This is a genomic window from Chloroflexus sp., assembly GCF_056331925.1.
The window spans coordinates 1-26,591 of the sequence record NZ_JBWGQH010000023.1; the positions used below are offsets into that span (position 1 = coordinate 1).

General features: G+C 55.0%; 17 protein-coding genes. 3 read left to right on the forward strand and 14 right to left on the reverse strand.

From position 1 onward, the window contains the following. Positions 1 to 437 (forward strand): transposase (locus AC01ZF_RS12515; RefSeq protein ID WP_476575387.1); only part of this gene is annotated, 437 nt, incomplete at its 5' end. 141 nt (positions 438 to 578) lie between these two features. Here the strand turns inward: AC01ZF_RS12515 and AC01ZF_RS12520 are convergent. The 6 genes from AC01ZF_RS12520 to AC01ZF_RS12545 all read right to left on the reverse strand — a co-directional run bounded on the left by AC01ZF_RS12520 (position 579) and on the right by AC01ZF_RS12545 (position 8,730). Continuing rightward, a complete protein-coding gene (locus AC01ZF_RS12520) occupies positions 579 to 956 on the reverse strand; it encodes a thiol-disulfide oxidoreductase DCC family protein (RefSeq protein WP_424675082.1) in 378 nt (125 codons plus the stop codon). 184 nt (positions 957 to 1,140) lie between these two features. Further along, complete coding sequence (locus tag AC01ZF_RS12525) at positions 1,141 to 2,196, reverse strand: serine hydrolase domain-containing protein (protein WP_428112435.1); 1,056 nt, start codon at positions 2,194 to 2,196, stop codon at positions 1,141 to 1,143. 7 nt (positions 2,197 to 2,203) lie between these two features. Next, positions 2,204 to 4,732, reverse strand: coding sequence for a VWA domain-containing protein (locus AC01ZF_RS12530; protein ID WP_424675084.1), 2,529 nt, complete (start codon positions 4,730 to 4,732; stop codon positions 2,204 to 2,206). After that, positions 4,729 to 6,570: a vWA domain-containing protein gene (locus AC01ZF_RS12535; protein WP_476575388.1), complete on the reverse strand. Its 1,842-nt coding sequence runs from the start codon at positions 6,568 to 6,570 to the stop codon at positions 4,729 to 4,731. The genes AC01ZF_RS12530 and AC01ZF_RS12535 overlap by 4 nt, the downstream gene beginning before the upstream one ends. A 47-nt stretch (positions 6,571 to 6,617) precedes the next feature. After that, the gene (locus tag AC01ZF_RS12540; protein ID WP_424675086.1) at positions 6,618 to 7,538 is read right to left on the reverse strand and encodes a DUF58 domain-containing protein; all 921 of its coding nucleotides are present in this window, start codon (positions 7,536 to 7,538) and stop codon (positions 6,618 to 6,620) included. After that, positions 7,510 to 8,730, reverse strand: a complete 1,221-nt coding sequence (locus tag AC01ZF_RS12545; protein ID WP_424675087.1) for a hypothetical protein — start codon at positions 8,728 to 8,730, stop codon at positions 7,510 to 7,512. Before AC01ZF_RS12545 ends, AC01ZF_RS12540 begins: the two co-directional genes overlap by 29 nt. A 75-nt stretch (positions 8,731 to 8,805) precedes the next feature. On the opposite strand from AC01ZF_RS12545, the gene AC01ZF_RS12550 reads away from it, so the two are divergent. Both AC01ZF_RS12550 and AC01ZF_RS12555 read left to right on the forward strand, forming a co-directional pair. After that, on the forward strand, positions 8,806 to 10,161 hold the full coding sequence (locus AC01ZF_RS12550; RefSeq protein WP_424675088.1) for an NAD(P)H-dependent oxidoreductase: 1,356 nt from the start codon (positions 8,806 to 8,808) through the stop codon (positions 10,159 to 10,161). Beyond that, positions 10,158 to 11,006, forward strand: coding sequence for an NAD(P)-dependent oxidoreductase (locus tag AC01ZF_RS12555; protein ID WP_428112440.1), 849 nt, complete (start codon positions 10,158 to 10,160; stop codon positions 11,004 to 11,006). The genes AC01ZF_RS12550 and AC01ZF_RS12555 overlap by 4 nt, the downstream gene beginning before the upstream one ends. A 13-nt stretch (positions 11,007 to 11,019) precedes the next feature. Here AC01ZF_RS12555 and AC01ZF_RS12560 read toward each other — a convergent pair whose 3' ends face one another. The 8 genes from AC01ZF_RS12560 to rlmN all read right to left on the reverse strand — a co-directional run bounded on the left by AC01ZF_RS12560 (position 11,020) and on the right by rlmN (position 26,554). Then, positions 11,020 to 11,133, reverse strand: coding sequence for a winged helix-turn-helix domain-containing protein (locus AC01ZF_RS12560; protein ID WP_476575389.1), 114 nt, complete (start codon positions 11,131 to 11,133; stop codon positions 11,020 to 11,022). 268 nt (positions 11,134 to 11,401) lie between these two features. Then, positions 11,402 to 13,624, reverse strand: a complete 2,223-nt coding sequence (locus AC01ZF_RS12565; protein WP_424675090.1) for a hypothetical protein — start codon at positions 13,622 to 13,624, stop codon at positions 11,402 to 11,404. Between the two features lie 487 nt (positions 13,625 to 14,111). Next, positions 14,112 to 14,942: a hypothetical protein gene (locus AC01ZF_RS12570; protein ID WP_424675091.1), complete on the reverse strand. Its 831-nt coding sequence runs from the start codon at positions 14,940 to 14,942 to the stop codon at positions 14,112 to 14,114. 165 nt (positions 14,943 to 15,107) lie between these two features. Beyond that, complete coding sequence (locus tag AC01ZF_RS12575) at positions 15,108 to 21,449, reverse strand: SdrD B-like domain-containing protein (protein WP_476575390.1); 6,342 nt, start codon at positions 21,447 to 21,449, stop codon at positions 15,108 to 15,110. 120 nt (positions 21,450 to 21,569) lie between these two features. Beyond that, positions 21,570 to 22,640, reverse strand: coding sequence for a cobalamin B12-binding domain-containing protein (locus AC01ZF_RS12580; RefSeq protein WP_424675093.1), 1,071 nt, complete (start codon positions 22,638 to 22,640; stop codon positions 21,570 to 21,572). A gap of 128 nt (positions 22,641 to 22,768) precedes the next feature. Further along, the gene (locus AC01ZF_RS12585; protein ID WP_428112445.1) at positions 22,769 to 24,055 is read right to left on the reverse strand and encodes a DUF58 domain-containing protein; all 1,287 of its coding nucleotides are present in this window, start codon (positions 24,053 to 24,055) and stop codon (positions 22,769 to 22,771) included. Positions 24,056 to 24,099: 44 nt separating this feature from the next. Further along, positions 24,100 to 25,416 carry a histidine--tRNA ligase gene (hisS, locus tag AC01ZF_RS12590; RefSeq protein ID WP_428112446.1) on the reverse strand — a complete coding sequence of 439 codons (1,317 nt, stop codon included), beginning with the start codon at positions 25,414 to 25,416 and terminating at the stop codon, positions 24,100 to 24,102. A gap of 40 nt (positions 25,417 to 25,456) precedes the next feature. After that, positions 25,457 to 26,554, reverse strand: a complete 1,098-nt coding sequence (gene rlmN, locus AC01ZF_RS12595) for a dual-specificity RNA methyltransferase RlmN (protein WP_428112448.1) — start codon at positions 26,552 to 26,554, stop codon at positions 25,457 to 25,459. Between the last annotated feature and the right edge of the window lie 37 nt (positions 26,555 to 26,591).

Here is a 26,591-nt window from a genome sequence, read left to right on the forward strand (position 1 = left end):
GCGCATGCCTATTTGGCGATGTGGTGGATGGGGAAATGCGACTGAATGATGTTGGACGCATGGTGGTAACCGAATGGGAGAGAATACCGGAACGGTTTCCTAACATAGAATTGGACGCATTCATTGTGATGCCCAACCACATCCACGGCATCCTCGTCATAACCCAACACGTAGGGGCAGGCCTCGTGCCTGCCCAGGATGGGGCAACCACAAGGGTTGCCCCTACAATTGGGGATGTGGTCGGCGCGTTCAAATCCCGCGTCACGGTGGAATACATTCGAAGGGTCAAAACATCCGGATGGCCGCCCTTCCGGGGGCGATTGTGGCAACGCAATTATTACGAACGCATCATCCACACCGAGGAAGCTTTGCATCGCATTAGGGAATATATCGCACGAAACCCCATGAAATGGCGCCGGGACCGGGAGAATCCCTAGCAGGTGTGGGAGATGAACTATGGAGTCATCATCACAAAACGCTTCAATGGGACTTACTCATCGGGGATTTTTTCGCACGGTTAGTTTGGCACATTCCACGGCTCCATCAAGGAACCTCTTATCCCAAACATTTAAAGATGCTTACCGGCATGAGCCGTCGTCACAAGTCGTCGGGTTGCCGCCAAACAAGTAGCGATTGCGCGCAACAAATTCGTAGACGGGCTGCGCCAATGTGAGTGCGCCGGGCAGACGCAATAATTCACCTAACCCACGCAACGCCGGTAATTGCAATAATAATTCCCGTACTGCTTCAGCACCCCGGTAGATCGTACCGTCGGGGCCAACGACGTGTAGTTGCCCCATAGCTTCATCAGGGGTAATCTCGGGAAACCGCGCACGGGCTTCGGCACTGCTGGCATCGATCAGCTCGATCTGGTGGTGCTCATCATACGCCGCTACCAGCGAGGCTTGGCTGCGACACAGACGACAGTTACCGTCGTAGAGCATCGTGTAGGGCATAGATCACTCTTTCCAATTAATACGGTACTATCGCCGTTACCACCAGCGCCAAGACGAGAATACCGATGATAATTGCACTCAGTACGCGGAACCATTGCTGATACCGTTTACGGCTCATCGTTACTACCTCTTCAATGCTCTCACTTGAAGTTTCGTTCAGTTCTAGTTGTATTATACCCACGTTTCATGCTATCGCGCAGCCGAGCGTCGTAACGACTGCATGCACCACCTCAGCAATCACCGAAATATGCTGCGGGGGTGGCGGTGTCCGCTGCGGATACGTGCGGTTACAGAGGACAACAACTGCAATGTCTGCGGTAGGAATGCCAAGTATTATCGGCCCGGTAAACCCACTATGCCCGAATGCAGTCGCTACTGCCGGCCCCATGTACGGTCGTTGTAGCATCCAACCCAATCCACTAATCTTCTGATTGTCAATCGGAGGTTGTGGTGTGCGAGCAGCGAGAACGGTTTCGGGACGTAAGAGCTGTACCCCTTCCCACGAACCTTCACATAACCACAGTTCGATTAGCCTCACAACATCGGTAGCAACACCAAACATACCGGCATGACCGGCGATTCCTCCCAATGTATACGCACTTTCGTCGTGGACGACGCCATGTACCAACCCACCACGCCATTCCCAATCCCATTCGGTTGGCGCAATCCGTCCGCGCCATTCGAATGGTGGGCAAAAGCGCGTGTACTGCATCCCAAGTGGCGCACAAACTAGCTCATCAATCACCGCCTCGAGTGGACCACCGTAGACGGTTGCGACGACCTCACCAAGGAGAAAGGTGTTGAGATTGGCGTATTCGGTGACACTGCCAGGTTGATGTACGGCAGGTGCTGTATAGACGGCACGTCTGATCGCATGCGCACCGACACGGGCCAGTGGTGCCAATTGTACGGCTAGTCCACTCCGGTGACTAAGCAGATGGCGCACGGTGATCGCGTCATTCGCCAGTTCCGGTAACCAGAAACGAGCCGGTAGATCAAGTGGCAACATTCCGGCATCGTGCAGGCGTAATGCCGCTATCGCAGTGAATATTTTGGTAAGCGAGGCTAAATCATAGATGGTGTCGAGCGTTACCGTTTGGGTGCCGGGGTCATCGTACATTGTCGTTCCATAAGCCGCAGCGTGGAGTACACGACCACGTTGGGTGACCAGTACCACTGCCCCGGGAAAGATGCGTTTGGCGATGGCGGTCGTGATAATCGTATTGATAGCAGGGATCATCGTTGTGTCATTCGTATAATTGGTTACGTCGCAGGGCTATTTCTCCAACCCACAAGGCCAGAGCGAGTGAAGCCAGCCACGGCCAGAGTTCTTGCGGAGAAGCCGGCATCGCTACTGATGCTTCGTCTATGACTATGACCTCGGTGCTCCCACCGGTAATTGCAGCAATCTGACGCAAGCGCTCCACACCCTGCGCCGGATCGTGGATCGCGTATTCGGTCGGCGGTACCTGCACATAGCCGATACTACGTTGCAGTGTTTGCCCATCGGCAAATAAGGTTACCACAACCTGGTACGGACCAACTTCACCAAGTGCCACATCACGACTGTAGCGCCCCGGCCCAATTTGTAACAAACTGATGCGCTGGCTGCTTTGGTCAGGGAACGTGATCTGTGCACTCACCTGCGCTAAATCAATCGGTACCCCACCGACAGTCTGGGCATCGACCATCAGCCGAATCCCACGCGAAAGCGGTTCGACCCAAACCTGGAGCGGCCCACTGTCAGGGGTCGGAATGGTGTACTGTACGACTTGGTTCCAAAATCGGTCGTACTCAGACCAAGCCGGCCAACGTGTAGCCCACGGCGCCGCAGTACTGGCCGTCCACGCGACACTGCGACCTAAGCCGTATTGCCAGACGGCCAACAATGGATCGTCCGCCGGACTACTCAGGACTACGGTGGCCTCCGGGCGAGATTGTAACGCGATATAGCCATCGAGGAGCGGTAGGGTGCTCGGATCGAAGTTCCGTACCAGCGGATGCGGCTGGTTGAGACGCACGGGGGAAGGTTGTTCGACGGTCAGTTCGGAGCCGGCGATTTCACTCTCTTGCAACGTGATGCGCGGTAAATCGGCGGCGTCGGGCACAAAGTAGTAGCGTCCATTCCCCCAACGTGCCAATTGATCGAGGAGATCGGTATCGGCGTCAGTGCCGATGGCAATGGTCGAAAGCGTAATCTGAGCAGCACGGGCCGTCTCAACCAACTGCTGGTAGCGTGGGTAGTTGTTGCTATAGCTGCGACCATCGCTCAGTAAGACGGCGTGGCGTACACTGTGTGGCTCAGCGGCCAGCGTCGGTAGCCCAATTGCCAGCGCCCGTTCGATGTTCGTGCCACCGCCAATTGCCATCGTGGCAATACGAGTCTGCAATTCGGCAACGGCCGATCCCTCGCCAACCGTTTGGAACGGTATCGTCCAGATCGTATCGGTGTCGAAGGCGAGGATGCCGATGCGGTCGTCGGCTTGGAGCGCAGTGAGGGCAAGAATGGCGGCCTCTTTCGCCAAATCAAACTTACTCACTCCGAACGAGGCACTCATACTGGCCGAACGGTCAATAATCAGCAAGAGCGAAATCGGTGTGCGTTGTGGGCGTGGTGGAGGTTCCATCAGGAGAGGCAACGCTTCGGCCAACGGCGTGCGGGCATAACTGCCAAGGGTAAACGATTGATTGCCGCCGATGACCGTCAGCCCTTTGCCTTCGCTCCGCACGACTTCGCGCAACGACATCATCTGTTCAAATGAGAGCTGATTCGCCGATACGTCAACCAACACAATCCCGTCGTACATTGCGAGACGGTTGAGCGCTACCGGTACGGCACTAACCGACACCCGCTCAACCTCCATCCCTGCCTGAGTAAGCGCCGCACCAAGTACGGCGCCGTTTTCACGAGACCCTTCGACCAGTAAGATGCGGGGTGGCGGCATCACGAGGGCTGTCGCTGCAGCAACGTTGTTCGCTGCGAAGGTGTCGTTGCCGGTCGGAATGATCTCGGTGCGCAGACTGAGTAGACCTGGCTGCTCTGCGGTATGGGTGATAGTAAATTGGTACTGACCGGGTGGAATGACCACCGATTCCTCGCCGAGCAGCTGTTCGTCAACCCAAATCCGCAAATCGGCAGCGATTGGCGTCGGATCGTCAATCGGTTGGTAGGTTGTAGTGACGGTAATGTCAAACGGTTCGCCACTCCGCACGAGTGCCGGAACATCGAGGCGTGTCACGGTGATTTCGGGAGTAGCCGGGGGTGCGATAAACCGTACATCGACGCGGATACCAGCAGCGGCTGCCCGTTGCGCTTCAGCCAGCACATCACCCCCTGTATTGTGCCCATCACCGATCAAGATTACTCGCCCACCTGACGGCAATAACTGGCGGGCAGTCCGTAACGCATGCGCAAGATCACTCCCAGCGCCGTCAGGCATTCGCTCATTTCCGGCCACGACGTTCGCCCCAAATGCGAGTAAACGTGTTTGGGGGCCGGCTGCAGTGGCAATTGCTTCAGCCTCGGCCCGGATCGCTGCTTGACCGGCGGGGGTCAGGCTATCCGATTGATCGTAGATCACCAACAATGGCCCGGTAACCGGTGTATCAGCCTGTTGCCTCACCGGGTTTGCGAGCGCACCGATCAACAGGGTCAGGATCATTAATCGCAGGCCAACCACCCTCCAAGGTAGCCGCCGTCCGGCACGGCGCCAGATGAGCACCAATGCCGGTAGCGCGAGTAATAGCCAAAACATGTGTGGAGCTTGCCAAATCATCTTGCCTCCACCGATGGTCGGCGCTGCACGTAGAACCATTCAACCACGAGTACAATGATGGTTGCGATAAGCAGCCACGACCACAACGGTTGTGGTACCGTTACCGGCTGCGCGGTTGGTGTTGTTGCTACCGGGCCAAGCGTTGTACTGGTCAATCGTGGAGTCGGATCGGCTTCACCGATTGCGCCGGCGTTGACCGGGATGGTCGTCTCGGAGAGTAGTTGTGTGCCGGCCCATTCGTATAGGTGATAAAGACCGACTTGCTCCGGTTCAATAATGATCGGGATTGCCGGTTGCAACGGATACGTCTGCCGGCTACCATCTGGGGCTTGCACGTCCAAATGGGTAGCGCGCAGATCGGACTTGTAGGTCAGTGGTGTGCCGAGGGTTAGTGATGGCGGGAGGGGTGGCGGCATTAAATCGCGTACCGTCCGCACCACGAGCAGAGGAAACGCTAACCGACCGACCAGCGGGCTATTGTTCAGATCAAAATTCCAGACCGCGATCTCGCTACGCTCGAAACGTCCACGCGCCAGTAACGGGGTATCCCCGCTCAAGGCCAACGGGGTCAGCCAATCCGGTAGTTCCAGCACCCCGATTTGTCCCCAAGCAATGCCGCTCAGATTGACATCACGCAACAGCGACTCACCGGCAGGGGTCAGGGTAACGACCGGTTCGGCGAGGCGTGTTCCCGTGTTCGGGAGTAAGACACTGCCAGGCGGGTTAATCACAAGTACGCCGCCACCCGGCCATTGTGTCGGCACAGTGTTGATAAATATCGTCACATCGGTGGTCGGATCGGGGGTGTACGTTGCCGGGTCAACGACGGTGAGGGTTACATCCGGCATCGCCTGTAACACCCGTACTAGTGCCGATGCTGTTTGGGCTACCAGCGTGACTCTGGCAGGACGTTGACTATCCACATTCACCGTAGCAGTGTCATCGAGCGGTAATCCATCATTACCGGCGAACTCGAGTTGGATCTGTTGAGCCGGACCGGGTAATGTCCATGTCAGCTCGATAGCTGCGTTAGGTTGAATACTTACCGTCTCGGTTTGTGTAAGCTGATCATCTGCGAGGAGGCGAACCGGCCCGCGAAATGATTGCGTACCGTAATTAGCTAGCCGCGCATAGAGATAGACTCCAGCAGAGCCTCGGTGGGCCGCCAACGTGACAACTGCCCGGTTGGGTTGGGATGTACCGAGTACTTCAATCTGGAGTGGAAGGCGTAGGTCCATCGTGTTGGGTGGTGGTAACGCGCCGTCGGTCAACCACACCACTCGCGCACCGGGCTGATCGAGCAATAACGTCTCGGCAATGGTAAGGGCACCGCCAACATCACTACCGGTACCCTCGACACGCACTCCTGCGAGCGCTGTCAGCAAACGCGACCGCTCGGCGGCGCTGTCATGGTCGATCAGGCGAGCACTTGGGCCGGCGCTAATCAAGACTACCCGATCTTGCCATCCCATCTGTTCAATCACCGTTGCTGCGCGTTGCCGTGCTCGTTCTAGCCGCGTCGTTCCACCTTCGGCGAGTGCCATACTGGTCGAGGTATCGATAATGATCGCAATTGACCGATGCGGACCAAACCACGGCAACACGATTTGCGGCTGGGCCAACGCCAACCCAATCAGCAAGGCGGCAATGAGATGGAGGAGCAATAGCAGCGTTAGTCGCAGTCGCCGACGTCTCGTCGAGGGACGTAACGGGATCTGCTGCCATAACAGCAGTGACGGGACAACGACCCGCCGCCGGCGTGAGCGCACCATATGGAGCACAACAATCACCGGGAGGGTCAAGAGGGCGAGTAATCCGAATGGTGCTAGCAGCGACATGCTCGCTCCGAAGCTAGGGTCGATATGAATAGCTATCGTGTTGTTCGTCAGCCTAAAAAGCGACGGATACGGAGAAACGGAATAATCTGGCGTTCGAGCGGCCAATCGCACATAACCGGCGCATAGTCGATCCCTCGACGTGCGCAGCGTTGGGCCAGCGCCGTCCGCCATGCACTGGCAGCCGATCGGTAAGCCGCCAACGTCTCATCATCAAGATCAACGGTCAATTGCGTTCCGGTCTCGCTATCAACCAGTTCGAGCGACCCGGAGAGATTGGGGTCCAGCTCGGCCCGACTCAACAGATGCAAGATTTGCACCTGCCAGCGCGGTGTAGGTAAGTGCTGAGCCAAGACCTCAACCGGCATCGGTGTCAATAAATCGGAGATCAGGAGAACCAACCCACCGTGCGGATTCCGACGCGCTGTTTGTCGTGCGATCTGGGCAACGTCGATAGACGGTGCCGGCGAAAGGGCTTGTAAGCTACGAAACATCACTGTCGACAGCGTCTTCCCACGCACCGGCCCAAATATCGGGTGCTCCTGATCGCCGGCGAACACCGAAACTTGATCGCCGTGGGCAAGGGCCACATACCCTATTGCGCCGGCTAATTGCAATGCCAGGCGGAACCGTTGCGGATCACCGGTTGCCATACTACGCGACGTATCAACGATCACGCTGACGGTGACATCTTGCTCAACTTCACCCAGTCGCACCAACAAATGTTCTTGGCGCGCATACGCATGCCAATCGAGGTAACGGGGATCGTCGCCGGCCACATACGGGCGGTGATCGGTAAACACCGTCGCCGGCATCTGCCGTCGGCTCGGATGGTGACCAACAATCGGCGTACCGCGCAAGGTGCGTTGCGCTTGTACGCTCAACTGCTCAAGCCGGCGCAAAAATGCCTCAGTGAATAACGGCGGTTCGGTCGGTGTTGTTTTACGGCGAAAAATAGTCGCGAACCACATCGCGCACATCCGTAGGTATCCGAAGCGGATCGTCGGCAGTTTGCACGATACCACCACCGGTGGTGCTACTCGACCGGATCGGCAACCGACCCGACTGTGTACCGGTTGGTGGACGGTTGGTATCACCAGTTGTCGAGATTTGACCGGAGCCGTTGGTTGACAACTCTAACGGCGTACCATCAAGGCCAAGCGGTGTAAACGGTTGTTCACGACGCTGACTACCGGGACTATTCCCTGCTCCGCCACCTGAACCTTCGGCAGCCATTTGGGTTTGGGTGGGTATTTGTTCAAGCGCATCGGCGAGAGCCTCAAGGCCGACGGCGCCCGCCGTCGTATCACCGAATTGCAGCGCATCGGCCGTTGCACGCAACTGATCGGCAAGGTCGGGGAGCGATTGATCGACCACACGCGCCGCTTCTCGCAACGTCTCACCTAACGAATCACGGGCTGCCGGCGATACATTACCTACCTGATCGGCTAATTCGCGAAGTGCCTCGGCGGCGCCGGCAATATCACCCCGATCCAGCGCCTCTGCTGCTGGACGAGTCATACTCTGATCGCGTAACGCATCGGCTAGCGCCGATAATGCACGCGGATCGCCACTGCTCACCGATCTGGCTTCATTTCCCGTTGGCGATGAAGGATCGGGCCGTGGTGGTTGAGCCACCGGATCGGGCCGGTTGAGATCGGGTAATGGTTCGGCAACGCCAACCGATGCGATGGGCGGAGGTGCTAAGACCAGCAAGCCGGCGATTACCAACAAGAGGGCACCGAGCATCAGTGTATCCGGCCAGAGGGGTTGACGTTTTTGATCGACATAATATTGAATACGGGTTACCATCTCTTGGGCGTGGTTCTGCAAGTAACCCGCGACCCCCTGTTGTTCACCGCTCCATTCCACCGCCGTACTCAGCATTTCGTGCAGCCGAAAACGACGGTCGAGGCGACGGGCTGCATCAGAGGGTGATAAACGAAAGGTAAGGGTACGGACGCAGCCGAAGAGGACACTGCCAACGACGAGCCAGCCGAGGAACGGACGTGGCAACGTTGGCAAACCAACCACCGGTAAGATGAGACCGAAGCAGACCAAGATCAAACCGGCGCCGGTTGTGCGCACAAGGGTTTCGATGGCATATTGGCGCCATCGTTGATTGCTGAGTGCCCGCAGTTGTTGGAGAAGTTGCCGCTTCATACTGGCAGTGTACCACAATCTGATCGGGTACAATAATGAAACTTAGATGATTCTAGCTCAGTTGGTGAGGAATGTATGAATGATCTCCTCTCGCTGTTGGCGCGTCGGGCCGCCGAGAATCGCCCGTTGCGGGTTGGTTTGATCGGCGCCGGTAAATTTGGGACGATGTTTTTGGCACAGGCGCGTCGGGTTGCCGGATTGCACGTGTTGGGTGTAGCCGACTTGTCCCCGGAGCGGGCGCGGATGGCGTTAGCCCGTGCCGGATGGCCAGAGGCGCAATATGCGGCGCTCTCACTCAGCGATGCACGTGATCGTGGCACAACCTATGTAGGTGATGATGCAGCGGCGCTTATCGCTGCCGATGGTCTTGATGTGGTCGTTGAAGCAACCGGTGTACCGGCAGCGGGTGTGTCGCACTGTCTGCTGGCTATCGAGCACGGGCGTCACATTGTGATGGTCAATGTTGAAGCCGATGCACTGGTTGGCCCGCTACTTGCCCGTCGTGCTGCCAAAGCCGGAGTTATCTACTCGTTGGCTTACGGTGATCAACCGGCGCTGATTGCCGAACAGGTCGAGTGGGCGCGCGCCTGTGGTTTTGAAGTCATCTGCGCCGGAAAAGGGACACGTTATTTGCCGCATTACCATCAAAGCACACCGGATACCGTCTGGCAATACTACGGGTTGAGTGCCGAACAGGCTGCAGCCGGTGGTATGAATCCGCAGATGTTCAACTCGTTCCTCGACGGCACCAAATCGGCAATCGAGATGGCCGCAGTGGCGAATGCCTGTCACTTGCGTCCACAGCCTCACGGTCTCAGCTTTCCACCGTGTGGTGTTGATGATTTACCGCACGTGTTGCGTCCACAAACGGCCGGTGGGCAACTCACCCATGCCGGCACCGTCGAAGTGGTCTCGTCACTCGAACGTGACGGGCGCCCGGTGTTTCGCGATCTACGCTGGGGTGTTTACGTCGTATTTGCCGCCCCCAACGACTATGTACGCCGGTGTTTTGCTGAATACGGTCTTGTGACCGATGCCAGTGGCGTCTATAGTGCATTGTATCGGCCCTACCATCTGATCGGTCTCGAATTGCCGATCTCGGTCTTACGTGTAGGGCTGCGACAGGAGCCGACCGGTTACCCACAGGCGTTTCTCGGTGATGTAGTGGCGGTTACCAAACGCGATCTGGCTGAAGGTGAGATGCTCGATGGTGAAGGCGGCTACACGGTGTACGGCAAACTAATGCCGGCGGTGGATTCGGTGGCTGCCGGTGCGTTACCGATAGGCCTCGCGCACGGGCTCCGTACCCTGCGCCCAATCGCTGCCGGAACAATTGTTCGCTGGGAGGATGTGGCTTACGAAACGAACCATCCGGTCGTTCGCTTACGACGTTTGATGGAACGGACGATGACACCAGAGGCAAACCTATGACGATTGCGTTACTCGGCCTTGGTTTAATGGGCCGTCCGATGGCGCGCACGCTGCTCAATGCCGGTTGGTTGGTGGTGGGGTGGAATCGGTCCCCCCTCGATCCGACGTTAACCGCCGGGATTCCGCTGGTATCTTCACTCAGCGAGGCGGCACAGGCCGAGACGATCATCCTGATGGTAAGTGATGCGGCTGCGGTTGACGATGTGCTGACCCAGATCGATCCGTGGCTACACGCCGGCCACCTTGTGATCGATATGGGCAGCTCCGATCCACGTCACTCACAGGCGCATGCAGCAGCGTTCGCGGCACGTGGCATTGGTTGGGTTGATGCACCGGTTTCGGGTGGGCCAGAAGGGGCAGCGCATGGTACGTTGGCAATTATGGTCGGTGGGACTGAAGCCGATGTCGCCCGTGCGTGGCCTATCCTGAATGCCTTGGGACGACCGACCCATGTTGGGCCACCCGGCACCGGTCACACAGCCAAAGTCATCAACCAACTGATCGTCGGGCTGACCATTCAGGCGGTTGCTGAAGCGATGGTATTGGCCGAACGGTATGGTCTTGATCTGGCCGTCCTACGGGCTGCTTTAGCCGGTGGTTTTGCCGATTCGAAAGTGTTGCAGCTCCACGGCGCCCGAATGGCGGCACGGCAATACATTCCCGGCGGTAAAGTCACGACGCAGCTTAAGGATCTGCGTATGGCGGCGGCAATGGCCGCTACTGCCGGCGTTGAGTTGCCACACTTGGCCGATACCATTCGGCGCTACGAGACGTTGGTAGCGCTTGGGTACGGTGATCTCGATCATTCGGCGTTGCACATGTTGTTGGTGGAAGGGGTGAAGTGAACCGAGCAGTGTTTTATCCGCCGACTGTTGCATTGTCGTTGAAGCGGTAGCCAACGTGCGGTTCGGTGATGATGTAGCGCGGGTGTGAGGGATCGGGTTCAAGCTTTACCCGTAAGCGCCGGATCACGCCTTTGACATAAGCGGCACAACGCTACATTTTGGGCAGTAAAGTTACAATACAGCTCAAGGATCTGCGTATGGCATCAGTGTGGTCGCCGCAGTTGGGATCGACTTGCCGCATCTACACAATACTATTGCCTGCGATGCAACTTTACTGCAGTCTGACAAAAAGGACAGGCTCGGTAACGCCGCATCTACACAATACTATTGCCTGCGATGCAACCCTTGCTACACGTGGGTATAGTGATCTCGATCATTCGGTACTGCGTTTGTTGCTAGCGGGCAGGATTGATCGTTGGAGGGATGGTATTACGATGGCAAGTGCATTGTCCTTCCACTGCTAGTCTTAAGAAAGCAACTGACAGTAGGCGAGGATCGGGGTTTTGACCATGGGTCGTTTTACTCGGTCGAGCGGCATAGGCATAAGCCAATGATACTTCATTCCATCCCGTGTTAACTACTGTGGCTGGAATCAGTATAGTTGCCTTACGTACCTCACAATCTCGCCACCGAAACGATCCGAAATTCTCACCATTCACACGAATTGAAATATGCTGCTTACGATCGGGCACACAGAATGGTGCCGCAGTTAAATGGAGGAAATAATCTTGTGCCGTCTCAGCTATCCATCCGGCTGTAGAATTGTGTCCATCTGCCCACCTCCCCCATGGCTCCCGTCCAAACCATCCTTTATTCGTCATAAGTGGTATAGAGCGTGTATCAGCATGCAACTCTGCTACGCAGATAGGATAGGGCCATGGATTAGGGGTAGGAAGTGGATCAAAACACGTAATTGGTTTGATTACCGGGTTATTTTGTACCATCGTCCACATTTCTTGTGATCGGTCATTGATGATATGCACCAGAATGTAACGTGCTCCATATGATTTGAATATACTTCCCGTTTCAGGATCAGATAAAGCTGTGTGATAATTTGCCATATAATCCCACAACCCGAAAATATGCAATGGCCAGGATGATCCCGAACCTGAAACAGTTGGCTTCTGATGCAAAGTTGTGGCCCATAGGATTTCACCACTTATCCGCAAGGTAGGATACATCAGATCAATAATCCCTTCGCCATCTTGCAAAGACTGTTGTGAAAGCCAAGCGTAGGCAGGATGTGGTTGAAGGGGTACAGGTAAGCTTTGAGTAGGTGAAGGCAGTATCTCGACTAACCAAAGTGCAATTAGACCAATACGGACTGCTTTGGGAAGAGTATCTAATGCAACACCGGCCAACACGGACAATCCCAACATTCCAAAGACTGCATAGCGACAGGCGGTTCTCGCTCCTTCCCAGAATGGAACGATTGCGGTTAAAACAAAGCCTGGAAGTGGCACTCCATTTGCGAATGGTTCTGGAATAGTTTCGGCAAATACATGAGGTTTTAAAGTGTGCCCTATATCCCATAGCCAATAATTGATAGGTCGAAATATTGGAATCTGAACAAATTGTCCATTCCACCGTAGGAATATACCTAGACTTAAGATGATACCTGCGAACGTAAGTATGACAAGACTTCTTCCTCGTAACTGGAACTTGAGTGATATACCATATCCTACTAATCCGAGAACGATTGTCAACAGTCCAAGATTCATGACACCCGATTCATTATACGGTCCCTGATAAAACGCACGGGCCAAATTCCGAATCGGTTCTATCGCGTGCCCAACTGAAGGGACTAAGAGACTGTTCAAACTAGCTCCCCAATAAGCATTATTCTCCGCTCCATAAACATACGTGCGATCTGCGCGGGTACCCACAACATATAGACCAATAATAGGGAGACCTGTCAGAAGTGCAATGCTCCCTACAATCAGAACTTGTCCTAATCTATGAGGACGAAGAAGTTGACGCCCCCAGATCAGTAAGGTGAGCCCACCAATAAATATTCCATACAGGGCAAAGTGAATCATGAAACCCCATAGTAAACCGGCAATTATGAGCCATCGACGTTGTTGCGATGACGATGCATCCTTGGCTCTCTCTAAACTCCAAGCTAACCATGGCAACAAAGCTGAGATCCATGCTATATTCAAATGACCCATAATAAAAGACCAGCTTGTCTGCCAAAAAGTGAATGCCAAAGCTACGAATATCGCTGTGTATTGAGATACAAATAGTTTTGAAAAGCGCATCATGCCGCTGAAAGTAACAAGAAGGGCAGCAATAGCAACAATGTTATAAGCAAAACCAAGACCACCGATAAAATAGAAAGGTAATGATACTAAAAACAAGGTAGGTGTATAAGCTAGTGTTGCCGTATGCCACCCAAGCGGATGAAATACTAGTAGTGTAAAAAGAGGAGAGACGTGTGAAACGAATAGCGACTGATAGTACCACTGAATTCCCCAAACAACCTCTAGTACATCACCATACGCAGGGAGATTTGTAAAAAGGTTTTCAACCCGCCAGCCCCAACCAAAGAAAATTCCAAAAACCATCCATGGTATTAGCTTGAAAACAAGAGGATGACGAAATATTTGAAGTTTCATAGACTTAGCAACCTCCCAAGAATTTATATGTCTATCGACTACTCAAGAGCGTGTTACAAACTTTTCAGAAGTGGTGAGGCTCCAGCAAGCAGCGAGCATCAAAAAAGGGTAATAGGGATCTTTAGCAGCCCTTTACTGGTATAAACCAAATGTTACCTCTGCTCTAGACCATCTCTTTCGTCTCCATCTGTTCTGCTATTGGCTAGTTGTCACAACTGTGTTATCTTTATATCATACTTTTCGTTCCTACCCTAAGCACAATAGTACGTACTGGTTGTGTACATTATATACACATCCATGCCATCGGCTTTGGTCGAGTTTTGGGTCTGACGGTAGCTTCCTGATCGGATAAGAACTTCGCGCGACAGAATACGCTAAAGTACACCTGTCCAACGCAGAACATTGAAGATCACTCGGAGCTACTTCTCGCGCTAACAGCATCAAAGGTAAGTAGGGCCTCACAAATATTTCTGCTTTGCCCACTCTATCATCTCTCTCCAGCTCTTGATCGTCCTGTCAACAGCTCATGCAACAATTCCTCTTCCGGCAGCGGTGATTGCAGGAGTGTAGTGAGGAGGTGCTCATCGTCTTCGACTGCCGGTGATGGTATTCGCTGTCGAACCGGCCAAAACTGCAAACCAAGCCCGCCAGCAAGCAGGATAAAACCAATCACAAACCAGAATTGGGTATTGAACGGGATGGTGGTTGCCGTGCGTGGTAGGCGATTGGGTTGCCGATCGATGGTGGCGGCAGGTGTATCTGCAACACCGGTATACGGCAGTTTGGGTGGGATGACCTCTGGTAATGCCGGTACAACTGCTACCGGCTCGCTTATCGGTTCGGTTGTAGGAGCCTCGATCGTTATCGGAGCTGATGATTCGTTGGGTGCCGGACTGGTAAAGAAGAGATGGGCCACCACGGTATCACCGGGGCCGACCGCAATGGTGAGTGGTGGTTGACCAGGTGACCCCTGCTCGTCGCGTAATTGGAGGGTGACGGTGTAATACCCCGACTCAACCCAGCGATCATAGTTGCCATTGGTATCGCTGTAGACTACGGCATCTCCGATCTGTACGGCGATATTGGGTGTTGGAGCATGGGTGCGCAGATCGATAATGGTTCCGGTGATCCGTCCCATCGGTACCGGTGTTGGTTCGCTATACGGGATCACCGTTACCGGCGGAATCGTGGGCCGTGGTGATGGTTGTAAGGCTGGTGCGGCGGTTGAAGACGCCGGCAGCGGCAAAAGGGTGAAACCGATCATCATCGCCACAATCCCACAAATTATCATGCTGTAACTAATCATACGACGTTGCATACGCAACTCCTTGTTGGGTACAAGAAATGATGGCTATCGCTGCCGGCGTACAACTATGATAGCAGGGTTGCAAGCCAATTGGTATTCCTATAGTGTCCAATCTGTGGAATGCCTAGCACCACAGATTGGACACTGCTGACCGAACCTTTCCGCTGCAACCGAAGTTTATTCCGAGACCATAATCATAATTTCTGCACGGTTATTGGTCTCGTTGACCTCTTCGATGGCTCCAAACGGACTGACCACATCGCCGGTAATACTGCGGTTCCAACTATCGACGTAGACGTAGATGGTATTTCGTCCCGGAGGCAGGCGTCCATTCCACGTTGACGAACTGGTGGCCGGATCGTACCCAAGTGGGTTCGTTGTACTGCGCGGCAGACTGATCAGGGTGACACTTTCACCGGGCTGGAGGGTGCCGTCGAAGAACCACGCCAACCCTTGGCGCGAGAGATCATTCCAGCGTTCGTTGACGTTCGGTGGTCGCGATGGATTGACATAAAGATCGACCCAGAAATTACTGGCTGGTTCGCGTCCGATGTTCGTCACTGTGACGCGGTATGTGACCGGTGTATTCTTGTTTGGACTGGTTGGGGTCGCTTGCACGGTGACAATCAGGTCTGGCGGTATCTGAACGATGGTCATCGGTAAATAGACCAGTACCCGTTTGTAATACCCCATATCGACGACAGCTTGCTGACCGGCGGTCAGCGTAAATGTCACTACAGGACCATCGCTGTCGGTTGCGTCATCCCCGATATTCGGTTGAGCCGGTACATACCCGTTCCGGTCGGTGAAGGTAACGGTGACCTGACCCGGTGGCAGACCGGTGACACTGTATGCTCCGCTGGTATCAGTTGTCGTCTGCACCGTTTGCGCATAAGCGGTCAGTAAGGTTGGTGTATACGTAACCGTCACTTGTACACCGGCGAGCCGCTCGGTTTCTGTCAGATCACGTTGGTTGTTCTCATTCGTGTCGAACCACGCAATACCGCTTACCCCACCGGTACCGCGGAGGCCGGCATCGATACTGCCTAAGGCTTGTCCGCTTAGGATGGTGAAATTGGCGGTTGTGCCATCGGTACGGAAGTCGTTGTCATCATCGACGGTGATAGAACCACTGCCATTGTTGGTCGTAGTATACCCGACCGGCAGGGTGATCTGGAGCGAGTAGGTGCCCGGTGTCACATTGTTAAAGGCATAGCTACCATCACCAAGGGTTGTGGTCGTCGTGATTGTAGACCCACTACTGTTGCGGAGGGCAACGGTTATGCCGCCGACCCCCGGCTCACCGGTGTCACGCAGCCCGTTGCCGTTTGCATCAAACCAAACCAGATTGCCAATTGCAGTAGTTCGGTAGAGGCCAAAGTCAATCGTGGGGTTATTGGTCGTGAGCGTAATGCTCTCACCAACCGCATTGCTATCGATAGACGAGTTACTGCCTTGATTCGCCGGTGACAGCACGTAACCGAACCGGCTCACCGATTGGATTGTGACCGTGCTACCTGGTGGGATGTTACCAATCGTATAGTTTGGTGCGAGGCCGGTGCCCGTTGTTGAGGTGGTGCTGAACGTAAATGACGGATTCGTGGCGTTGATCACGTTGCCGGTAGTCGCTACGTTTACCGTGATCACCACCCCGTCAAGCGCCTGCTCACCACTTTCTTGAATACCATTCGCGTTCGCATCCTCCCACACTAGATCACCGATTGATAAGGTACCGATCATCCCGGCATCGATATACGTCAGGTTGGCACCTGAGGTGATCGAGAAAGCGACCGTACACCCGGTTGTAAGGTTGGCATCGCTATTGTTATCGGTGGTTAATGTGTCGCCAAGGCTGGTAAAGGTGAAGCCGGCAGGTAATGCGAAGCAGAGCTGGTAAGACGTGTTAGTGAGACCGGTCGGCTCGATGTTGGTTATCGTGAACGAACCGTTGCCATCAGTAGTGACCGGTGGGCGAGGACCACTGCTGTTACCGTTCAAGGTAACATTGATGTTCTCCATACCCGGCTCACCACTGTCAAACAGGCCGTTGCTGTTAACATCGAACCACACAGTGCCGCTAATCTGAGCCGGCCGATAATACCCGAACGGGACTGGATCGGGGGTTTGACCGCTCAGTACTAGACCGGTGCTAGCCGTACCGCTATTGCCCGGTGAGCGAATATACCCGGTCGGATCGGTCGGCACGGTAAAGGTGTACGTTCCGGGCGGGCCGCTGAAGGTAACAATCCCAGACAGATCGGTGAGCTGTGAACTGGAAACCGGCCCGCTGATGTTAACCGGCACTGCTCGTAAACCGTTTTCACCGCTCTCAAATGTGTTGTTGATCGTCACCGTCTCGTTAAAGACTCGTGCTTGCACGATCACTGCTTGGTAGTAGCCCTGATCGCGGCTCTCGGTTGTACCGACGCCGAGTGCTTGGCTACTCAATTCGGTGGCGCCATCGCTATCGGTGGCATTATCGCCTATATCGGCCTGTGTGACCTGATAGGGTGGTGTTACCGACGGTGGAGTGAAGGTAAGACTAAAGCTTGCTTCGCTCGTTGAGGTACCACCTGGCAATCCGGTGAAGCTAAAGTTCCCGTTGCTATCGCTACTTGTCGTGCGTGTAATTGTTGTATTCAAGTTAGGTAGATTGATCGTTGCGGTGAGCGTTACGGTCACACCGGCTAATCCCGGGTCGCTCACACGCTGCCCGTCGTAGGCTTGATCAACGAACGTCACACCGTTCACGGTACTCCGCCCGATGATGGCTGCATTGCGGGTCGTCGTTTGTCCATCGATGACGGTGAAGGTATTGGTGCGACCATTGTTACTCGCAATTGCAGCCACGTTATTATCGCCCGTGTTGGCGGCAACGAAGCTGAAGTTGGAAGCGGCAGGATTAACAAACTCGAGCCGGTAGGTACCGCCCTCAACATCGGTGATGGTGAAATTTCCGTTGCTATCGGTTGTCGCCGTCTTTCCACTAATCGGGTTCCCGCCGGCATCCAACAACTGTACCGTGACGCCGCTTACACCCGGTTCACCGGTCGCCAAATTGTCGGCCGGGCCGGTTGTCCCGTCAAAGAAGACCCGTCCGCTGACGGTGCCGAAGGTAAAGAACCCGAAGACATGGGTTGTCCCCGGCGGGCTAGTCTCAGTCAGTGAGCTACCACCACTACTCAGCGGACTACCAACAACCGGTATCGCCGCAGTTGAGCCGGACGACGGCTGCAAACCGCTCAGGGCTGACGAGGTTTCGTCAACGTTGAGCTGATACGAGCCGGGGCGGACGGTGAAGGTCACCAGGCCACCGGTTGTTGTCGTGGCGGTCTGCACGCGAGTACTATCGAGTCGTTCGAGCCAGACTCGCACGCCGGTAATGCCATTTTCACCGCTATCCCACTGATTATTCCGTCCGGTCGACGGTTCACGGAAGACACGGGCGGTGATGGTCACATTGCGGAAATAACCTTGATCGAAGTCAAGAGTACCACCGGGTGCCGGCCCGGTTACGGTGACGGTCGGGCCGTCGCTATCAATCGCATCGTCACCACCGACATTGGCATCGCTGGCGATGTAACCACTGGTTGGTGGGGTAAAGGTGATGGTATAGGTAATAGTGCCGATAGTACCGCCGGGCAATTCGGTGAATTGATAGTTAGGCGGCGCGGTAGTAATCGTTGCCGGGAATGTAGCAACGAGATTCGGTAAGTTGGCTGTTACCGTTAAGGCTACTGTTGCGCCGGTTAAATTGGTATCGCCGGTATCTTGTAAATTATCACCGTTATTATCCTCGAAGATCCGCCCGCTGACCGTTGTTTGACCGCGGAATCCGGCGTTAATATTGGTCAGTGAGCCGTTGTAAGGTGCCGTAAGCGTTGCAGTGCTGCTGTTAGACACCGCGCCCGGTGTTGTAACAGAACTATCGCCACCGGTAATGAAGACGTAGTTGCCGGTATCAGGGTTGGTGAAGCGTACTGTATAGTTGCCGGGCAACAGATTAGTGAAACTGTACGTGCCGGATGGTGAAGTGGTAGTAGTAGCAACCACGCTGCTTGACGAATCGAGTAATTCGACCGTGACATTGCGCATACGCGGCTCGCCACTGTCGGCAGTACTATTCTGGTTAGCATCGAAAAAGGTCACGCCGCTGATTTGACCCGGTCGGTAGTAGCCGAAATCGGCATTGACAACATCTTGGCTAAGCAGGTTCGAAAAGCTGAGGCTGCCGCTGTTGCTAGGCGATGGTAGATAGCCGCTTGGGGTCGGTACAGTAACGGTGTACGATCCGGGGGGAAGTTCAAAGATCGCATCACCACTCACGTTATTAGTCGTGAGAGACGTCGTCTCACTGGTAGCTGTGTTAGTGACGGTCACCGCTACGCCACCGATACCGGGTTCACCAGTCTCAAGTGTGTTATTAATGTTTACCGTTTCTCCGAAAAGCCGTACCACGATCTTTGCCGGACGGTAAAAGCCGGCGTCAATTCCGTTATAAATAACACCCGGATTAGGGAGCGTAAACGTAGCGGTACGCCAAATACTGCCGCTGACATTCGTGCTCAAATCGCTATAGTTGGTATATGTTGATTCAGATGGGTCAATAATAGTACCCGACGGAGCGATACTACCCACAAAACCAATGTATCCAGCCCCCGCGGTTGAGATGTCGAACGTGACATAGATTTCTTCGGCAGGTAAGCCGGGAATAGCATAGATGCCGCTACTATCGGTTGTCGCGGTACCAAGCAAGACATCATCACTAGCGCGGTAAGCATTTACCGTTACATTGGGAATGGCCGGTTCACCGGGGTCATAGATGCCGTCGCCGTTGCGATCCTCAAAGACGCGGTTCCCGATGGTCGCCCGCGTGAGACCAAAATCGACATTCGTATCTTCTGGAGATGAGGTGTTTAGAGTGCTTGAATCACGGTATACATAGGTATTCCCGTTGCCGTTCGTACCCTGTGTACCGGTTGAGCTACCTAGCCCGACCAGCGCACCACCTGGTAAGAAATTATTCTCATCGAGGACAATTCGGTAGCTCACTCCTAATGGCAGATCATCGAACGAGTAGTACCCAGGTTGGCCGCTGTTGGGATTATTCGTGGTGACGGTAGTGATCTCACCTCCATCACGAATACCGTTATTCGCGGTTCCACCGCCGCGACCGTCATCAACAAAGACGATGACACCATTGACACCGATTTCACCGCTATTCGGTGAACTATCCCCGTTATCGTCGAGCCAAACGTAATCACCGACGACACCTTTGTAGAAGCCGAAGAGCTGGTCGTTGCGCGTATTACTGCCTGAGGTGAGAGAAAATAAGGGACCGGTTACATCACCACTCGGTATACCGTCCGGTGACCCAACATCGCCGCCGGTCGCATTGGTTGAATTGGCCGCGCCGAACAAGCTTGCACCAACGGTAAATTGGCTGTTGGGAATAACCACCTGATAGGTTGCACCCAATGGCACGGCGGGAAAGACAAAGATACCACCGTCGGCCGGTTCGGTTGAGCCGATACGTTGGCGAGTGGTAGTTGTCGCAATCGTCGCACTTGTGGTGGTATTCACCAACTGCACGGTTACCCCATTGATCCGTGGCTCACCCACATCCCACAGGCCATTCCGATTACTATCGCGCCAGACAAAGCCACGTACCGCACCTTGGGCAAAGCCAATATCAATGCTATCAACATTCACACCGCGGCCGGTATTCGGTAATGTTGCTTCGACGTTCCCGCCTACCAAGACGGCCTCCGAGTCACGGATACCGGGGTTAGGGGCGCCATCGTTGACAAAGGCTTGTGTCAAGATATAACCGCTGGGAACATTGGCTGCGAGAATCCGCAATCGGTACCCGGCACCGGTTGGGGCGGTGTTGAAAATAGCCCGGCCTTGGCTATCGGTGTTCACCGGGCCGGCCACCAGGTTGCCGAGACTATCGATTAACTGAACCGGGATACCGCTCAGTCCCGGTTCACCCGCATCTTGGACACCGTCGGCGTCGCGATCATCCCACACCCGCGCCACGATACTGCGGGTCCCGATCGGCGCATTATTATCGGTTGGTGTAGCCGGACGCAGACCGACCCGTTGGGTGACTGCACTACCGGCGATAGTGACAAACGAGAGTAAGCCAGCGTTACCGGCACCCGGTACCGAAACGACACGAGCACCGAGATTGCTAACCTCGATCCGATATTCACCATCGGGTAGTGCCGGAAACACCACGTCGCCGTTGCTGTCGGTTGTATTCAATCCAACCAGCACACTATCGGCGGTATAGACCGATACGAGTACACCGGCGATGCCATTGCCCGGCCCATCATCGTCCAGACCGTTACGATTGGTATCGGTGTAGACATGTACGGTCAGTGTACCGGCGGCAAATGCAGTTATGGCTGCGCCGAAGAGAATACTCACCAAAAGGATGGTCACGATGAGCGAGATAATGACCCGGTTTTTTCGGTATGGGTGTGGAATGATTACTGACGACTGTTGTGACATAATGTTCCCTTTGCCGAACAACAAGTGCAATCTATAATTTGGTATCGTAGTACAACAATTCTATCATATTGGTATCAGATTACCGCGACAATAAGCATTTGCTCCCATCAGCCGTTAGTACTAGGTTGATGCAGTGATGTTTCCGATCAGCGAACGTTGTAAGGCGATCATGCGTTCTGTATACACGGTGACGATCTCAACCACCTCAGCCGGCAGTAGTTCACGGATCACTGCATCGTAGATTTCGAGGCGGTGTAGCACGTGTTCAGGCATAACCCCATCGTAGAGCTGGCGTTCGTTTCCCCAGCGTATCTGTTCGTCGAGCAGTTCCGGTTGACCGGGAGCGAGGGCTGCTTCCAGGGTGCGCGTGACAAACTCGTATCCGGCTGCAATAATCGTAGGGGCTTGCGCACCAAGAGACTGTGTCTCATCATGCTGTTGCAGGGCGAGCGTCGTTGCGCGGTCGATGATCTGACGACGGAGGGCTTGTACGGCATGCAGTGCAGCATTACTGTGAGGTGTGGATGGTACGCGGATTGGAACAGGAAACGCATGATTAGCCGCAGCAACTGCAGCAGCAGCGTTGGGCGCACTGAGGTGGATGTTGAGAGCACGGTGTAAGCCGGGTTGACGGACAAACGGCAATCCACCCACCATTAGTGGAATACCATCAAGATCGGCGGCGTGCAATGCTCGCACCAGATGGGTGACGTGTGGCAGATGAAACACCATTGCCGCTGAGACCCCGACGAGATCGGGTTGAGCGATCTTGATCGCATCGACGAACGCCGGTATCGGTACGGCAGCGCCGAGATAGATGACTTCCCAACCTTCAGCTTCAAAAAAATCGGCCACCATGCGGATACCGACACGGTGCCATTCATCAGGTGCACAGCCGAGCACGATTCGCCGCTGACGCCGCATGCGGGGCCGAAAATAGGGATGTAGTTCACCCATCTGTCGTTCGATGATTGCCGTAGCGAGGTGCTCTTGTGCAATGCTGATCCGATTTACTTGCCAGAGTTGACCGATCTCATAGGCAGTGGGCTGGAAAATGTCGAGGTAAATGTGCGGCGCGTTGATCCCTTGGGCCAGTGCCTGTTCGACCACACGATCAGCATCCCGTCCGCTGCCGTGCAGCATTGCCGCGAGATAGCGACGCTGGAACTCGCCGGGCATGGAAATTGTCATTGCGGTTATCCTTGATGAAATGATGAACACGGCACGGAATGCGATATCTGGGAATAGTGTATCTGCATCATGGACTGAAAACAAGTTGCAACGTGTCAACGAACAAGAGGGTGAATATCGTAACACGTTTACCTTGTTACCACGATCGGTTGCCGTAATGCATCGGCCAGTGCATCACCTCGTTGGAGACGATACACATCGATATGTAGGGCAATAAGGTGGTTGAGGAGAGGCGCCGGATCGTAACGGCCACCGTAACTCTGCGGATCGATGAAGATAACAACGGCGTGTGTGCCGCGGTAGAGATGGTGTTGCAGTGCTGCCAGCCAACGGGGATCGAGATCAGAAGTGATGATGATCAGTGTTGTGTCGCGTCCAAAGCGCTGTCCTTCAGCGATGAGGAGTTCGGCAAGGGTGTGTTGCCCGGTCGCACGTAAGACGGCCAGTAGTTCGAGCATCTTCCATAATTGACGTTCCTCACGCTCGGCGGGGATGACTTCCAGCCGTTCGCCCCACGCTAAAAGCCCAACGATTCGGTCTTGGTTGAGCAGCGTGCGCGCGAGCGATGCCGCTACCGTGACGGCTTGTTCTTCAGTTGAGATGGGAGAGACGTGACGGTGGATTGTCGGTTGGCGCTGCCACCACGGTACACCGGCCCGTTCATGAGCGAGCAGCGTCGGTGCGTCGATCCGCGTGACTGCCTGTTCATTGAGGTCGAGAATGAGATAGATGTCTGCCGCCGGATCAAGCTCGAATTCTTTGACCATGAGACGGTTGTAACGAGCCGTGCTGCGCCAGTGAATGCGGTTGAAGCCATCGCCGGGTTGGTAATCGCGGATGGTGGCAACGTTGGGGGTAACACTGTGGACACGCACCAAATTGCTCGCACCGCCGGACCGTTCGGCAGAGGGGAGGCGGAATGTAGCGATGATTTCAGAGGCGGGGTAGACGATAAGTTCACCACTACCGGGGATCAGGCGTGAGAAGCGGAAGAGGCCAAACGGATCGCTACTGATAACGCGGGTTGGACCGAGGCGAAATCGGCCACGTTGGGTACAGAGCGTGCGGGTTGTCCAACGGGTTGATTCGCGGCCTGCCAAGTAGGTTACGAAACCGGACTCGTGCTGCGGCAGATCAGACTCATCGTGGAGTTCGATCCACAGTTTGGGTAACCACCATCGGTTATGAATGGTAATCCGTTCGCGGATATATTCACCAACGCTGGCCCGCAAGGAGGTATGGGCGCGCTCGATGCGCAGACCACGTAAGTTAAGCCACGTCCAGATCAGCGCCACGAGGGGCAGCCCGGCCAGAATATAGCTGAGATGAAAAAAGAGACGCTGACCGGTTGTTTGGGCAGCGAGGTAACTTGTACCGGCAAGCAGTAAGATAAAGATCGGTCGGGTTGTATTCATAGAGGGTCAGCTCGGGCAGACAGCTCTGTCGCCCGAGCAGTTATCTACTTCCCTTCAGTAAGTGCTTCGGCCAGCAAACCGGCAACGGCGGCACGTGGGAGTGAACGTTGCTCACCACGCTGGAGATCTTTCACCACCACTTCATCACGTGCTAGCTCATCGGGACCAAGGACGAGAGCAAAGCGAACCCCACGGCGATCAGCTTCTTTGAATTGCTTGCCGAGGTTGCCCGGTTCGAGGGCGATGAGTGTATTGATCCCGGCAGCGCGCAGTTCGGCGGCCAAAGTGAGGCTGACTGCGACGTAATCTCCACTAAACAGGGTAACATACGCGACCGCAGTCGTGCGCGGGCGTGGGCCAAGGTTGAGTTCGAGCATCACATCGTGGAGACGGTCGATACCGAACGCAAGGCCTACCGTGGGGATGGTACGTCCGGCGAACAGACCGATCAGGTCGTCATACCGACCACCACCGAGCAGTGAACCTTCTGGCCAGTGCGGGGTTGTTGCCTCAAAAACGACACCGGTATAGTAAGAGAGACCCCGGGCGAGACGTGGCGCAACACGGTATTGATCGGTCGGCACCCCCATTGCAGCTAAACCGTCAAGGATTGAACGCAGATTGGCAATCGCAGCGACAGCCCGCTCGTCGTCGGCGAGACGTTGGGCAAGTGCCGCGAGTACCTCGTCGGCGGAGCCATCGATCTGCACGAGTTCGAGAATCCGATCAGCAGCGCCGGTATCGACGCCTGCTTTCAGCAACTCGTTACGGACGCCGGCGACACCGATCTTGTCGAACTTATCAATAGCGCGATAGACCCCACCGGCAGCTTCCTCCGAGAGACCACTGACGCGCGCAATCCCACCGATAATCTGGCGGTGATTGAGCAGGGTCACAAAGTCAGGAAAGCCGAGCGTCGAAAGCGCTTCACACAGCATTGCGACAATCTCGGCATCGGCCAACGGCGAGGCACTACCAACGATATCGATATCAAACTGGTAAAACTCGCGATAGCGTCCGCGCGCGGGCCGTTCACCCCGATAGCTTGGCCCGTAGGCATAGCGACGCCAAGGTAACATCAACTGGCCGGCATATTGGGCAGTCACACGGGCAAGCGGTACGGTCTGATCGTAGCGTAACGCCAGCCGACGTCCACCATGATCTTCAAAGCGATAAATCAGCTTTTCATCCTCGCCAAGCTTGCCCTCAAGCGTTTCGGCATACTCGATAATCGGGGTTTGTAAAGGCTCGAAGCCGTGCGCTTCACTGATACGGGTAAGCGTACTAACGATATACTGCCGCAGCATCATATCTGTCGGCAGATGATCGCGCATTCCTTTCACGTTTTGCATAACAGCCATGGCATGTCTCTACAGCATTTATCGAGCAACCACGTACATTCTACGTTATCTCAACCATCAGTGTGGTTTGACCGGCCAACTGACCACAAGCCGCAGCAATCTCGATGCCACGTTCAACCCGCACGGTACAGGGGATACCGTAGTCGGTCAAGATCTGCTGAAAGGCAGTCACCCGTTCCCATTCTGAACGTCCCAAGGGCGTACCGGGTACCGGATTCCACGGGATCAGATTAACGTGAACGAGCATTGGCCCCGGTGGAGTTTCGCGTCGCAGCAGACGGGCGAGAGCGATGGCCTGATGCGGGTGATCGTTCTTGCCTTGCAACAGAACATATTCAAAAGAAACCCGTCGTCGTGTTTTGGTGATGTATTGTCGCGTTGCCGCCATCAGTTCAGCAATGGGATAGCGGCGATTGACCGGCATCAATTCGCTCCGCAGGGTATCATCAGGTGCGTGGAGCGAGATCGCAAGATTGACCGGCAATCGTTCGTTCGCCAATCGCTCAATCCCTTTCACCAGCCCGACGGTTGAGACGGTCATACTGCGGGCGCCAAGGTTAAAGCCTTGCGGGTCGTGCAATCGTTCAACGGCTTGCCACCACCGATCATAATTAGCGAATGGTTCACCCATCCCCATAAAGACCAGATTGGTCACTCTGCCGGTGGGACCGGCGGCATTCATCGTGCGCAGTTCTTGCGAGGCCCATATCGCTTGCGCCACGATCTCGCCGCTGCTTAGGTTCCGCAGCAAGCCCAGCCGACCGGTTGCGCAGAAGACACAACCCATCCCACAACCGGCTTGGGTTGAAACGCAAACCGTTGAACGGTTGGGATAGACCATCAACACCGTCTCGACCACTGCGCCATCGGGCAAACGGAATAAGGCTTTACGGGTCAGACCCGCATCGCCGGTCTGTACTCGTTCGAGACGCAATGTTGAAAGCGGTAGCTCGGCCAGGCGAACGCGTAGGGTGGCTGGGAGATCGGTCATCCGCTCGATGCTAGCGGTGAGGTTCACGTACAAATGGCGGTAGAGTTGGCGAGCGCGAAACGATGGCTCCCCCCACCCTTTAAGGAGTTCAGTTAGTTCAGCGAGGTTGTAATCATACAGACAGCGTTGTTCCATAGCATGTTCCATTGTACCACGTTGTCATGGACAAGATACCGATTAGGAA

What these genes read in the sequence shown, in the direction of transcription:
- AC01ZF_RS12520 (WP_424675082.1), bottom strand. Translation starts at nt 956, where the DNA reads ATGCCCTACACGATGCTCTACGACGGTAACTGTCGTCTGTGTCGCAGC.
- AC01ZF_RS12525 (WP_428112435.1), bottom strand. Translation starts at nt 2,196, where the DNA reads ATGATCCCTGCTATCAATACGATTATCACGACCGCCATCGCCAAACGC.
- AC01ZF_RS12530 (WP_424675084.1), bottom strand. Translation starts at nt 4,732, where the DNA reads ATGATTTGGCAAGCTCCACACATGTTTTGGCTATTACTCGCGCTACCG.
- AC01ZF_RS12535 (WP_476575388.1), bottom strand. Translation starts at nt 6,570, where the DNA reads ATGTCGCTGCTAGCACCATTCGGATTACTCGCCCTCTTGACCCTCCCG.
- AC01ZF_RS12540 (WP_424675086.1), bottom strand. Translation starts at nt 7,538, where the DNA reads ATGTGGTTCGCGACTATTTTTCGCCGTAAAACAACACCGACCGAACCG.
- AC01ZF_RS12545 (WP_424675087.1), bottom strand. Translation starts at nt 8,730, where the DNA reads ATGAAGCGGCAACTTCTCCAACAACTGCGGGCACTCAGCAATCAACGA.
- AC01ZF_RS12550 (WP_424675088.1), top strand. Translation starts at nt 8,806, where the DNA reads ATGAATGATCTCCTCTCGCTGTTGGCGCGTCGGGCCGCCGAGAATCGC.
- AC01ZF_RS12555 (WP_428112440.1), top strand. Translation starts at nt 10,158, where the DNA reads ATGACGATTGCGTTACTCGGCCTTGGTTTAATGGGCCGTCCGATGGCG.
- AC01ZF_RS12565 (WP_424675090.1), bottom strand. Translation starts at nt 13,624, where the DNA reads ATGAAACTTCAAATATTTCGTCATCCTCTTGTTTTCAAGCTAATACCA.
- AC01ZF_RS12570 (WP_424675091.1), bottom strand. Translation starts at nt 14,942, where the DNA reads ATGCAACGTCGTATGATTAGTTACAGCATGATAATTTGTGGGATTGTG.
- AC01ZF_RS12575 (WP_476575390.1), bottom strand. Translation starts at nt 21,449, where the DNA reads ATGTCACAACAGTCGTCAGTAATCATTCCACACCCATACCGAAAAAAC.
- AC01ZF_RS12580 (WP_424675093.1), bottom strand. Translation starts at nt 22,640, where the DNA reads ATGACAATTTCCATGCCCGGCGAGTTCCAGCGTCGCTATCTCGCGGCA.
- AC01ZF_RS12585 (WP_428112445.1), bottom strand. Translation starts at nt 24,055, where the DNA reads ATGAATACAACCCGACCGATCTTTATCTTACTGCTTGCCGGTACAAGT.
- hisS (WP_428112446.1), bottom strand. Translation starts at nt 25,416, where the DNA reads ATGGCTGTTATGCAAAACGTGAAAGGAATGCGCGATCATCTGCCGACA.
- rlmN (WP_428112448.1), bottom strand. Translation starts at nt 26,554, where the DNA reads ATGGAACATGCTATGGAACAACGCTGTCTGTATGATTACAACCTCGCT.